The sequence below is a fragment of the Clostridium sp. KNHs214 genome, assembly GCF_000744935.1.
Lineage (GTDB): Bacteria > Bacillota > Clostridia > Clostridiales > Clostridiaceae > Haloimpatiens.
Window position 1 is genome coordinate 319,427 of the sequence record NZ_JQMW01000004.1, and the last position, 12,572, is coordinate 331,998.

Genomic DNA, 12,572 nt, shown 5'->3' on the forward strand with positions numbered 1-12,572 from the left:
ACCTATGTATTACTATAGTTTTAAAAATAATTTAATAGTTTGTCACCAAGATATAAATAACTATAATAATGTTAAAGCAACAGATTTTAAAAAAGTTTCAGAAGATTACTGCTGCAATTTTAATGGAAATATATTTGTATTATTTAAACTTAATCCTCTTAATTCAAGAAGGAGTTTTTGTATAAACAATGAAAAACTATTGTACTTAGAAAAAGAAACTTTAGATATATTAAGAGAACTTAATAAAGCTTACAAAACACCTAACTGGTTGATTTCTAAAATAAGAAAAAGTAAAGTTACTGGTATTAATACAGAATATCCAAACTGGAAAGACTCATTGAACCATAATTTTCCATGCATGTATAATAATAAATCCTGTTTAAATATAAATGTAGTTGGACTTGGAGATGTTGGGGGCACTTTAATAACTGGTCTTAGACTTTTAGGCGGAGAGTTTATCAATAAAATTGGCATTTATGATAAGGATATAAATAAACTAAAGAGATGGAATTTTGAATGTAATGCCATAGCTTCTGCTGATACTAGCTTGAACTTTCCTTCTATAATTCCCTTAGAAGAAAAAGACTTATTTAACTGTGATGTATTTGTATTCTGCGTTTCCGTGGGAGTTCCTAAAGTTGGTGATGAAAAAGAAGATGTTAGAATAACTCAATTTAAGGGAAATCACAATATTATAAAATTTTACGCTAAGCTCGCTAGAAAAAATGACTTTAAGGGTATTTTTGCAGTGGTTTCGGATCCTGTAGACTTACTTTGTAAATCTGTTTTTCAATGTAGTAATACAGATTCAGAGGGACACTGGGACTTTAAGGGATTAGCTCCTGAGCAAATAAGAGGCTATGGATTAGGAGTAATGAATGGAAGGGCCTTATACTACTCAAAAGATATAGCTCCAGAGTATGAAACTGAAGGCAGAGCCTTTGGTCCCCATGGTGAAGGCCTATTTATTGTCAACAGTATCTACAATTACAATGAGCAATTATCTCTTCTACTCACTGAAAGAACAAAAAAAGCTAATTTAGAAGTTAGAGCTGTGGGATTTAAACCATACATAGCCCCTGCCCTATCCTCTGGTACAATTTCAATATTAGACACTCTAAATGGAAACTGGAATTACAGCGCTACATTTATAGGCGGAAATTTCTTTGGCTGTAAAAATAGACTTACAGAGGCTGGAGTAGAAGTTGAAGCTCTCCAACTTTCTGATGAAATATTTATAAAACTCCAAGAAACCTATGATTTATTACAAAATACCTATTCATCAATTACAAAACATTAATTGAACTAGCTCCACCACTAACTATATATGCTAAATTATCACTTACAATGTATAGAAGTATTATTTAAAATAATTCTAATACCACTGAAGTAGAGAGTTCCTATAAAAACTTTTTTTAATAAGAATTCCCTACTCCGTGTATAAAGAAGGTGCGTTCTGTTGATAGAGCTTTATGTTATAAAACCAAATAAAAATTCCTCTCCTATGCTGAATAAGATGATAAACTCTGCAGTAGATGGAATAAATTATATTTTAATAGACAGCATAAGTGATAACTTAAATTTAAAAAATAAAAAATTACTTTTTGCACTGGAACTAGAAGATATAGGATATGACATAAGTACTATTTATTTTCTTTCACAACTTTACAAAAAAGGCATGGATAGCTTAAGTGGATCTACAGCTATGGTTCTAGTGCATAGTCCTTCAGATTTAGGAACCAAAAGAGCTGCCCAGGATTTAATATTTTTAGCTAACAATTTAGGTTGCTCATTTATAGGACACCCGTTAGTGGAAGCTACTAACTCTTTAAAAAACTTTTTAACCTGGCAAAAGACCATTAACATACCCCTTGAAGATTTGTGCTTAAAGATGTGCTCTAGAACTGCCAACAGACTCATGGATTACAATCTTATTAAAATAGAAAGCCCTAAAATTTTGGTTCTATATTCTAGCCCACATAAAAGATCTAATACATTAGATTTATGGCATATGGTTTCTGAAAACTTAAAAAACTATTCCATTAAAGAGCTTCAAATTGAAAATGGAGAAGTACAAGATTGCAAAGGATGTAACTATAACCTTTGTATACACTACGGTAAACAAAATAAATGTTTTTACGGAGGAATAATGATAAAAGAAGTGCTTCCCTCCATAGAAGCTTCTGATATTATTATTTGGCTTTGTCCTAACTATAATGATTCTATAGCTGCAAACTTAACTGCTGTTATAAATAGACTTACCGTATTATACAGAAAAATAAGTTTTTATGACAAATGCTTTTTTTCTCTTGTAGTGTCTGGAAATTCTGGCAGTGATTCAGTTGCGAAACAGCTTATAGGTTCTCTAAATATAAACAAAGGTTTTAGATTGCCACCATACTTTTCTCTTATTGCTACTGCCAACGATCCTGGTTCAATTTTTAAAATAAAAGATATAAAGCATGAAGCCTACAAGTTTTCTAAAAATATAATGAATAATATATAAGGTGATTATCCCACAATAAGCATTACATTACATGAATGAGGAGAAATTTCATAATTCCATCGCATTGTACCTTTTTTTGGGTTAATCATAAGGTAAAATTTAAATGTTGTATAACATAGGTAAAACACGTGAAATATTGATAAATTAGAAAAAGATTACGCAAGTTGCAGCGCAAAATATCAAGAAAATATGAATTAAATAAACAAGGCAGGTGACATAAATAATGTATACTAAAGGAGATTTTCATATGCACACTACTGCATCAGATGGTGGTTTATCACCTTTGCAGTTAATAGATATTGCCCGTAAAGAAGGCTTTGATGTGATATCCATAACGGATCACGATACATTAGATTCCTTAGAAAGTGGAATTAAAATAGGTGAAGCTTTAGGAGTAAAGGTTATTCCTGGTGTAGAACTTTCTACTATTCATAATGAGGAAACTGTTCATATACTAGGTTATTTTAAGAATGAGGAATATAAAAATAAAGATTTTAATAAATTTCTTCAAGATATAAAGGATTTTAGAGTGGAGAGAAGTAAAAAAATAATAACTAATCTAAAGAAGTTTTTTAATATAGATATAGATTACCAAAAGGTTATGCATGATGCAAAGGGTATTATTGCAAGGCCACATATTGCTAAAGCTATAATAGAAAGAGGTTATAACTACAGCTGGGAGTACATATTCTCAAATATTATAAGCAGTGATAGCCCAGCCTATGTTCCAAATAAAAAAATATCTACAAAGGAAGGTATTCACATATTAAAAAATCTCGATGCTGTAGTTGTTCTCGCACATCCAGTTTTAATAAAAAAAACATCTATAGAGGATATTTTAGAGCTTCCCTTTGATGGAATAGAAGCCATATATCCTCTTAATAGTCCTGATGAAGAAAGGAAATTTATAAAATTAGGGAAAAAAACAGGTAAGCTAATAACTGCCGGTTCCGACTTTCATGGCATAAATGACAAAGACAATAATCATGGAACATTAGGTGATGTATACCTTGAAGGCGAGTATTTAAACAACTTTTTAACTAAGGCACATTTAAATAAATAACAAGTCAGTGTACTAGTCTATTTGACTTGTTATTCCTTTTCATGTACCTAAACTCTTTAATTAAAATCAAATCCCCAATCACCAGTCCCAGATCCTTAAAAAGTAATGATACTTAATATGGATTGTGGATTAATGATTGGGGATTACTATTATCTAGTATTTCCTATAGAATTATAATCTAATATTTTTATATAATTATACTTTTGAATTACATTTCTAATTATACTTGTAATTTATAATTATGCTTCTAATAAGAATGCGTAGTAAGCTCTTTCAGCTTCATATATATCAGCTTTGCTTGCTACTTCCCATGGAGCATGCATGTTGTGAAGAGCAACACCTGAGTCTATAACTTCCATTTCATATTGAGCAAGAATGTAAGCTATAGTTCCGCCGCCGCCTTGGTCAACTTTTCCTAGTTCAGCTGTTTGCCAAGAAACATTGTGTTTTTCCATTATGCTTCTCAACTGAGCTATAAATTCTGGATTAGCATCGTTGCATCCGCCTTTTCCTCTAGCTCCTGTATATTTGTTAAATACTATACCTTTACCAAAGTAAGCACAGTTGTTCTTTTCCATAACTGATGGATAATTTGGATCAAATGCAGCACTAACGTCTGAAGATAACATTTTTGAATTTTTAAGAGCTCTTCTTACTTTTAATTCACTGTAATCCCCAGTTAAATTCATAACTTCTGCTACTGCATTTTCAAAGAATCTTGAATGCATTCCAGTTGCTCCAACACTTCCTATTTCTTCTTTATCTACAAGTAAAGTTACACAAGTTTTTTCTGGATTTTCTATTTTCATCATTGCTTCAAAAGAAGTGTATGCACATACTCTATCATCATGTCCATAAGCAAGTACCATACTCTTATCTAATCCATAATGTCTTGCTCTTCCTGCTGGAACTACTTCTAATTCAGCTGAAACAAAGTCTTCTTCTTCTATACCATATTTTTCATTTAACATTCTTAATATATTAGCTTTAACTCTGTTTTTAGCTTCTTTATCTTCTACTGGCATACTTCCGAATGTTATGTTTAAGTTTTCTCCTTCAACACCTTCAGCAAGAGTTTTTTTCATTTGATCAGCTGATAAGTGAATTAATAGGTCAGATACTCCAACTACTGGATCATTTTCATCTTCTCCTATTACCATGTTTACAAGAGAACCATCTTTTTTAACAAATACTCCATGTATAGCTAGTGGAATTGTTACCCATTGATATTTTTTAACTCCACCATAGTAGTGAGTTTCTAACATTGCAAAATCTGCATCTTCATACAATGGATTTTGTTTAAGGTCTAATCTAGGAGAGTCTACATGTGCTCCTAATATTCTCATACCTTTTTCCATTGGTTCTTTACCTACTACAAATAAAGCTAATGTTTTTCCCATGTTATTTGCATAAACTTTATCACCAGTTTTTAAAGTTTTACCTTCCTTTACTAGCTCTGCTAAATTCTTATAGCCTGCTTTTTCAGCCATAGCTATGCATTCGTTTACACATTCTCTTTCAGTTTTACACTTTGACATGAAGTCTATGTATCTATCACATAGAGCATTTAAATTCTCCATATCTTCTTTAGTGTATTTGTCCCAAGCAAATTCATATTTTTTTTCTAGATTTTGTTTTTTTTCTGTCATTTTTTTCTCCCCCCTATTGAATGTTTAAATCATTATTTACATTGTACTAAATTATATAACAAAATACAAATATGTTTTTTTGTGTTTTACTGATAATATTTGTACTTATTAATAGATTTATGGCACTTTAAATAAATTTATGCCGTTTAACATAATTTTATGCCATTCAACATAATTTTATGGTATTTATTTTTTCATATCCATTCTTTTTTCTATGGTGTCCACAGGAGTTTCTCTTGAGTTTAAACTGTATCTAAAATTAACTGCTGCTGCTTCTATAATAACTGCTATATTTCTTCCTGGTCTTATAGGGATTGTAAGCTTTCTCACATCAACTCCTAGTATATTTGTGTAATCCTTATCTAGTCCAAGTCTGTCGTAATGTTTTCCCTCTTCCCATTGTTCAAAATTGATTATTAAATGAATTGTCTTGCTCTCCAGCACTGAGCTTAATCCATAAAGTGCAGGCACGTCAATTATTCCCATGCCTCTAACCTCAAGCATACCTTGAGTTATAAATGGTGATGATGCCTTTAATATACCATCGATAGCTTTTATATCCACCGCATCATCTGCCACTAATCTATGGCCTCTTTTAATAAGCTCTAATGCAGTTTCACTTTTACCTATGCCACTTTCCCCAGTTATAAGTATACCTATGCCATATACATCTACTAGAACTCCATGTACCCTTGTCTCTGGTGCTAATTTATCATCTAAATAACTCATAAGTTTACTTATGAATCTTGTAGATATATTACCTGTTCTTAAAATCCATGTATTACTTTTTATAGCATTCTCTATAAGTTCCTCATGACATTCTTGGTTTCTTGTTATTATAACACAGGGTGTTTGAAATTGAAAAAATTTCTTTAGCCTCTTCTTCCTGAGCTCAATAGACATAGCATCCAAAAAACTCCATTCCGCCATGCCAACTACCTGAACTCTTTCATTGGCAAAATAATTATAAAACCCTGCAAATTGAAGACCTGGTCTATTTATATCACTTACATTTATACTTACATCATCTTTTCCTTTAACCAAAACTTCTAATCCTAATTCATCTATTATTTCTTCTACTGTTACCCCCATATATATTTTCCTTTCTTATTTTATTTAAAATTACTATCTGCAGGAAACCTTTTTCAAGGTATTAAGTTGGACTCTAAAATTACCCTTTATTATTCCTATATACTGATCCCTTAATTCTTTTTGCTCTAATTTCTCCTCAGGGGTAAGTCCTTCATCAGTACTCTTTTTATATAAAAAGTTTATTCTTCCTATTAACTCTTCCATACCCATATTATATCCTCTCCTAATATATTTTATGAATATCTAATCCCCGGCGGTCAATCCTCAACAAAGATTTTATCTACACCACTTCTTTTCTAGATACTAAATTATAGATTTTAAACTAGGGAGCTCTAATTTGCAAATTATATATTTGTAAAACTACATTAATAATTCTTTATACTACTATATATTTTTTTTGATATATTTATATTCCTACATAATACATTATATCAAAATTTAAATTATATTGAAAAGTTTTTGCCAAAATTTTTTTATTAAAGGTAAAAAAACTGTAATGTAGAATATTAAATTATGAATATGATTAAACCACAATAAGGTATAATGTGATGAAATTATGAAATTTCTCCTCCATGACTTGCATAAGAGCTCGGAACAATAAATTTAATTTAAGAAATTCTAATCTTTTAGCCATATAAAATTATCTAACGCTCACATTCAGCGTCCTGCCTCAGGTTCGCTAGCCTGGCGTCCTTGCCAGGCTTACGATAATTTTATCTGTCTAAAAGAAGAATTTCTAAAATTAAATTTAAACAGTTCCTTCGCTTCTTATGCAAGTCATTCCAGAGAAATTTCATAATTCAGGTAATGTAATGCTTTTTGTGGGATAATCATGAATATATTTTGTTTACTAATTGAAAGGGGGAAGTGGGACAACCACGTATATATGAAAATAGGTATAATAGGCGGTACAGGCGTTTACGATAGTTCATTCATTAAAAATTCAATGAAATGCCATATTACTACTAAATATGGTGAAATACCATACATAAAAGGTACTAGAGGAGCAACTGAAATTTTCTTTCTAGAAAGACATTCCGCTGGTCATAAACTAATACCTTCAAATGTAAATTATAAGGGAAACATAACAGCTCTAAAAGAATTAAATGTAGATTTAATCATATCTACTGCTGCTGTAGGTGGTATCAATAATTGCAGTGTGGGAGATTTTGTACTATTAGATGACTTTATGGATTTTACTAAAAATAGAAGCTATTCTTTTTTTGATGAGAAAGGTTCAGGAGTAATGCATGTGGATATGACAGAGCCTTATTGTAGAGAAATAAGAAAAAATCTTATAAAAGCTTTTAATGCACTAAAAGCTCCATTGGTTCATAGGGGTACTTATATTTGCACTGAGGGGCCTAGGTTTGAAACTCCTGCCGAAATAAAGATGTATAAAATGCTCGGCGGAGATGTGGTAGGTATGACCAATGTACCTGAAGTTATATTAGCAAGAGAAGCTTCCTTATGTTACGCTACAATAGCTCTTGTAACTAACTACGCTGCTGGAATATCTAATAACCCATTAACTCACAGAGAAGTAAGTGAAAATATGAATAAAATGATGGCAACATTAAAAAGCGCTCTAGAATATTTCATAGACCATATAGAATTGAATAATTGGTGCTGCAACTGTAAAGATGCTTTAGATGAATTAAACTCTTTAAAATAAAATTTTAAGAGCCTCCTATGAGGCTCTTAATTACATTTAATAAGTTTCCCGACATGCCGTTTAGCTTATAGTACACACCCGGCTATACACCAGGTGGGTTCTTCGCATCTTAATTCTATCAAAATTTAATAAAATATCAAATTCTTCATATCCTTAAGAATTTTGAAAATCCCTATTCTATTGTGTCGGTTGAACCAATAAGCCTTGCGAACACTTCAGGATAACTTTATATTTATTATATCATTTTAAAATTTATATACAATAGTATATGCTCCCCCAAATTCATAATTGCATAAATCTTTATTGTTTTTTTAATTATTTGTATTTTTTCAAAGTAGTTAAATTTTTATTTCATTTAATGTATAATGATTTTCTGTATAAAAAATTTATTTTGGAGGTTGCATTATGGACATAAATATAATAGGAGTACCATTATTCTATGGTTGTGATAGAAAGGGTGTTGATTTATCACCTAATACACTAAGAGAAAATGGCATTATAAACATTATTAAGAAGTACAATCATAAAGTTTACGATCTTGGAAACATATACGTTCCAGAGGTTGCAGAAGAAAATAAGTATACGCACAACAATAAAATGAAATATTTAAAAGAAATTGTAGACGTAAATACAAACTTAGCGCATCAAGTATATACCTCTATAAACTCAGGTAATTTTCCATTAGTCATTGGTGGAGATCACGCTCTTGGTCTTGGAAGCTTAAGGGGTGCTAATAGAAAATATTCTAAATTAGCAGTAGTTTGGATAGATGCTCATGGCGATATTAATACCCATGAAACCACTCCTTCTGGAAATGTTCACGGTATGCCATTGGCTGCAGCTATGGGAATAGGTCATGATGATTTAACTAATACATACTATCATGGAGTAAATGTAGACCCTGAAAATGTATTTTTAATAGCTGCTAGAGACTTAGACAAAGGTGAGACTCAGCTTATTAAAGATAAAAACATAAATTTATATTCTACGAATACTATAAAAGAAATAGGCATTGAAAAAGTAATGGAAGATGTTATTTGTAAGCTAAAATCTAAAGATATAGATGCAGTACACCTAAGTTTTGATATAGACTGCCTAGATTCAAATTTAGTGCCTGGAACAGGAACTCCTGTATGCGAAGGTATAGAAGTGTCTCACGGTAAATATGCTTTAAAAGCTCTATTAGAAACTAATTTAATTTGTTCTTTAGATTTCGTAGAATTAAACACCAAATTGGATTTTTCACCACAAACTTTAAATCTTTGCTTAGACTTAATCGACTGGATATCAGAGCATCTCTAACTCGGTTATTTTTTATCCAATTAAAGACTAAACATTTATTGATTAAGTCCCCTAGTATTGCTAAATCAGGAGCCTTATCATTATCACTCATAAAAAAACAGTTATGGATTAAGCCCTAAAATCTCTAAGTATATTACTTATACATAGGAATTCTAGGGCTCTTTTTATATTTTAGTATTATAATTTTATCACTATCAAGCATTGCTATTGATATAATAAGACATATTTCTTAACCCTTCCATTAGGGCACATTTAAATAAATAATAATTCAGTGTGCTACTGCGTCAGCAGAACCCGCCGATAGTTCTACCAAAGGTGGAACTTGCTTCCTTGTCTCACACAAAATATACTAACATCCTTGACTTGTTATTTCTTTTCATGTATCTAAAAATTATAAAAGTTCAATAAACTTATTTATAAATTCATCTGCCTTTTTATACTCCTCTTGTGATGGCACAAAATTTACCTTATATCCTGATTCTACTACCTTTAATTTTAAACTTTTCATTCTATCAGTTAGCATTGGTACACCTTCGCCACTCCATCCATAAGATCCAAAGGCTGCTGCTACCTTTCCTCTATTTACTATAGGTGAAACAAAGGATAATAAATCCCAAGCTGGTTTAACGGCATCTTGATTTATTGTTGGTGATCCTATCATAAATCCAGGAGCCTTTTCAATCATATCCACCATCTTATTCATGTCTGTAGTGGTTATTTCGTATACTTCAGATCTATTTCCGCTTTCCTCTAATTTATTTTGGAAGTATCTAGCCATCTTTTCTGTATTACCATAAGCTGAAATATAAAAAATAGGAATTATTTTTTCTTGTGGAGTTTCTACTGTAGCCCACTTCTTATATAAATTTAAATATTTTTCTAAATCATCTACATGTATAGGTCCATGGCTTGGAGCTACTACTTTAAAATCTAAATCTTTAATCTTGTTTAACCCTGCAAGTACAAATTTTTTAAATGGTCCCATTATAACTTCAAAATAGTATTTCATTTCGTCAAAATACTCTCCAGTACAAGCATCTGTCATACACCCCTGTGGACAATAATGACATCCTAAAAAATCACAAGTAAAAAGTGTCTTATCCTCTTTAGCATAAGTAAACATAGTATCTGGCCAATGTAAATTTGGTGCATATATAAATTGAAGCGTAGTTTTTCCTAAACTTAGTTCATCTGGCTTATCCATAGCATTGAAATCTATATTAGTTATACCTTTGCTGTAAATTAATGCTGCTTTTGATCCAATTACCTTTGCCTCTGGAAAATCCTTTATAAGTTTAACTAATGAACCACTGTGATCTAACTCTGTATGCTGAACTATTATGTAATCTACTTTCTTATCTCCTATAACGCTCTTTATATTGCTTAAAAACTCATCATAATACCCATCTTTAACTGTATCTATTATAGCAACTTTTTCATCGTTAATTAAATAGGAGTTATATGTGGTTCCTTTCTTAGTTTCCATTATTATGTCAAAAACTCTAAGTTCAGGATTTTTGACTCCAATCCAATATATATTTTCTTTTAATTTTTCTACAGCCATAACTATACCTCCAATATCTATTGTTATTACATATATATAATTATATTACCATAATATACTTTTACTTTCAACTAATAATAATTATTACATAGTTATTATTTAAACATACCATTCACATTTCTTATCACAGTCACTATTATTCACTTTAAATTATAATACTTTAAATTTAAAATGAATATCTTAATTCCATAGGAGCTTCAACCTTAAATTTTACATTTTAAATTTAACCCATATTTATATTTCCTTTATTTATCTACTGCAGCTCTCAAAATTTATGTGCAAAGATTGATTTACTTACTTTTACTAGTATTCCTTTTATTTTTACTTTTATTATAAATTTTATTATGCTTATAAATCCACCACCAAACCATTACACTATCCACTAGTACTCTGGCTCACTAGCATGCTAAATACAATCTACTATCCTTTTTAAAGAAAATATCTTCATCTTTTTCTTCTATTATTGCCTTACCACCAGTTATATCTATAATTCTTTTTTCAAATTGTTCTTTTTTATCTATTTCAAAATAAAATAAAAGAGTTACTCTGTCTGTATATATTGTATCTTCAATATACCATCCATTCTGTTCACAAGTGTATTGAAGTTTTCCTAACATATCATAATCTATTATTATTTCTATAGGCATTCCCTTTACTTTTTCTACTATTGCTGCTTGTTCTATAGCCATAGCTGCTGATTTTGAGTAGGCTCTTATAAGTCCTCCTGCTCCTAATAATATCCCTCCAAAATATCTAGTTGTCACCACAACACAATCAGATACATTGTTTTTCTTTATAACTTCTAAAACAGGTATACCTGCTGTACCTTGAGGTTCCCCATCATCACTGTATCTTTGTATTCCTTTGTTTTCTCCTATGACATATGCATAAACATTGTGAGTAGCTTGCTTATGCATATTTCTTATTTCTGTTATAAATTCTTTAGCCTCTTCTTCCGTTTCTACTCTTTTTATATATCCTATAAACTCTGATTTTTTTTCATAAAATCTAGCCTCAGCCCTGTCCTTTATGGTTAAATATCCCACTAAACCATCTCCTCTTAAAGTTGTGAAGCTTCCATATGATTAATGTACTCATCCACCGCCCTGATTATATACTCTTTATTCCATTTACTTTTTATCGCCTCGAGCTTTTGTAAATTTAACTGACTATTCAATTTATTTAGTGCTTTTATAGCATATAAAACCACTTGAGGATTTTCATCATCTAATGCCCTAACTAAAGCAATTTCGCAATCTTTATCCTCTATTTTACCCATGGCAGATACCGCAAGCCTTCTAATGCTAGTGAATTTGTGTACTGAAGCTTTTTTTAATATATCCGTCCCATCTTTTAATTCTCCTAATATCCATACTGCCCTCTCTTTACTTTTAGGTGGCATATCTGCATAATTAGACTTTATATAATTTATTAACTTTTCTTTTGCTTCTCCAGTTACAAATTTTAAAAACAATTTTCTATCCTCTTTACCTGCTTGATATATGGACGTAAAAAGTTCTTCTACACTTGAATTTTTAGCTAAAAATCTATACCTTATTTTACCTTCTATTATGTGGTTTTGCACCTTTATTTTATCTAAATTTCTTATTTTTGAAATAGCCTCTAAATCCTTACCTTCCAAAAAAAGAAAATAAGAAATATCCTTGTCATCATAATCTTGTATATTCTTCCATTGAACATTCAGTAAACTCTTTTTCACT

At 30.7% G+C, this 12,572-nt stretch carries 11 protein-coding genes and 1 other RNA gene; 5 read left to right on the top strand and 7 right to left on the bottom strand.

What is annotated here, in order from left to right; translation table 11 throughout:
• Positions 1-4: 4 nt before the first annotated feature.
• The 3 genes from CC89_RS01665 (at position 5) to CC89_RS01675 (ending at position 3,569) form a co-directional block, all read left to right on the top strand.
• Positions 5-1,300, top strand: coding sequence for a lactate/malate family dehydrogenase (locus tag CC89_RS01665; protein WP_035288303.1), 1,296 nt, complete (start codon positions 5-7; stop codon positions 1,298-1,300).
• Positions 1,301-1,459: 159 nt separating this feature from the next.
• A complete protein-coding gene (locus tag CC89_RS01670; protein ID WP_035288305.1) occupies positions 1,460-2,506 on the top strand; it encodes a flavodoxin family protein in 1,047 nt (348 codons plus the stop codon).
• Positions 2,507-2,729: 223 nt separating this feature from the next.
• Positions 2,730-3,569, top strand: a complete 840-nt coding sequence (locus tag CC89_RS01675; RefSeq protein ID WP_035288307.1) for a PHP domain-containing protein — start codon at positions 2,730-2,732, stop codon at positions 3,567-3,569.
• Between the two features lie 239 nt (positions 3,570-3,808).
• On the opposite strand, the gene CC89_RS01680 is transcribed toward CC89_RS01675, so the two are convergent.
• The 3 genes from CC89_RS01680 to CC89_RS19765 all read right to left on the bottom strand — a co-directional run bounded on the left by CC89_RS01680 (position 3,809) and on the right by CC89_RS19765 (position 6,520).
• Positions 3,809-5,218 (bottom strand): aminopeptidase, encoded by a 1,410-nt coding sequence (locus CC89_RS01680; protein WP_035288309.1) that lies wholly within the window; start codon positions 5,216-5,218, stop codon positions 3,809-3,811.
• 186 nt (positions 5,219-5,404) lie between these two features.
• Complete coding sequence (gene hprK, locus CC89_RS01685) at positions 5,405-6,310, bottom strand: HPr(Ser) kinase/phosphatase (RefSeq protein WP_035288311.1); 906 nt, start codon at positions 6,308-6,310, stop codon at positions 5,405-5,407.
• A 33-nt stretch (positions 6,311-6,343) separates the two neighbouring features.
• A complete protein-coding gene (locus CC89_RS19765) occupies positions 6,344-6,520 on the bottom strand; it encodes a DUF896 domain-containing protein (RefSeq protein ID WP_081896925.1) in 177 nt (58 codons plus the stop codon).
• A 676-nt stretch (positions 6,521-7,196) separates the two neighbouring features.
• Between CC89_RS19765 and CC89_RS01690 the strand changes: the two genes are divergently transcribed.
• Positions 7,197-7,985, top strand: coding sequence for a phosphorylase family protein (locus tag CC89_RS01690; RefSeq protein WP_035288313.1), 789 nt, complete (start codon positions 7,197-7,199; stop codon positions 7,983-7,985).
• Between the two features lie 41 nt (positions 7,986-8,026).
• Here the strand turns inward: CC89_RS01690 and ssrS are convergent.
• A non-coding RNA gene (gene ssrS / locus CC89_RS19770) (6S RNA) lies at positions 8,027-8,210 on the bottom strand.
• A 180-nt stretch (positions 8,211-8,390) separates the two neighbouring features.
• Here ssrS and rocF point away from each other — a divergent pair.
• On the top strand, positions 8,391-9,287 hold the full coding sequence (gene rocF / locus CC89_RS01695; RefSeq protein ID WP_035288314.1) for an arginase: 897 nt from the start codon (positions 8,391-8,393) through the stop codon (positions 9,285-9,287).
• Between the two features lie 391 nt (positions 9,288-9,678).
• Here rocF and CC89_RS01700 read toward each other — a convergent pair whose 3' ends face one another.
• The 3 genes from CC89_RS01700 to CC89_RS01710 all read right to left on the bottom strand — a co-directional run bounded on the left by CC89_RS01700 (position 9,679) and on the right by CC89_RS01710 (position 12,571).
• Positions 9,679-10,851 (bottom strand): FprA family A-type flavoprotein, encoded by a 1,173-nt coding sequence (locus CC89_RS01700; RefSeq protein WP_035288315.1) that lies wholly within the window; start codon positions 10,849-10,851, stop codon positions 9,679-9,681.
• Between the two features lie 398 nt (positions 10,852-11,249).
• Positions 11,250-11,897 carry a YigZ family protein gene (locus CC89_RS01705; protein WP_035288316.1) on the bottom strand — a complete coding sequence of 216 codons (648 nt, stop codon included), beginning with the start codon at positions 11,895-11,897 and terminating at the stop codon, positions 11,250-11,252.
• Positions 11,898-11,911: 14 nt separating this feature from the next.
• Positions 11,912-12,571 (bottom strand): HEAT repeat domain-containing protein, encoded by a 660-nt coding sequence (locus tag CC89_RS01710; protein WP_035288317.1) that lies wholly within the window; start codon positions 12,569-12,571, stop codon positions 11,912-11,914.
• Position 12,572: the final 1 nt, after the last annotated feature.

Excerpts from the sequence above, each read along its gene's own strand:
- CC89_RS01680 (WP_035288309.1), bottom strand. The coding sequence starts at position 5,218 with ATGACAGAAAAAAAACAAAATCTAGAAAAAAAATATGAATTTGCTTGG.
- CC89_RS01690 (WP_035288313.1), top strand. The coding sequence starts at position 7,197 with ATGAAAATAGGTATAATAGGCGGTACAGGCGTTTACGATAGTTCATTC.
- CC89_RS01675 (WP_035288307.1), top strand. The coding sequence starts at position 2,730 with ATGTATACTAAAGGAGATTTTCATATGCACACTACTGCATCAGATGGT.
- CC89_RS01665 (WP_035288303.1), top strand. The coding sequence starts at position 5 with ATGTATTACTATAGTTTTAAAAATAATTTAATAGTTTGTCACCAAGAT.
- CC89_RS19765 (WP_081896925.1), bottom strand. The coding sequence starts at position 6,520 with ATGGGTATGGAAGAGTTAATAGGAAGAATAAACTTTTTATATAAAAAG.
- hprK (WP_035288311.1), bottom strand. The coding sequence starts at position 6,310 with ATGGGGGTAACAGTAGAAGAAATAATAGATGAATTAGGATTAGAAGTT.
- CC89_RS01700 (WP_035288315.1), bottom strand. The coding sequence starts at position 10,851 with ATGGCTGTAGAAAAATTAAAAGAAAATATATATTGGATTGGAGTCAAA.
- rocF (WP_035288314.1), top strand. The coding sequence starts at position 8,391 with ATGGACATAAATATAATAGGAGTACCATTATTCTATGGTTGTGATAGA.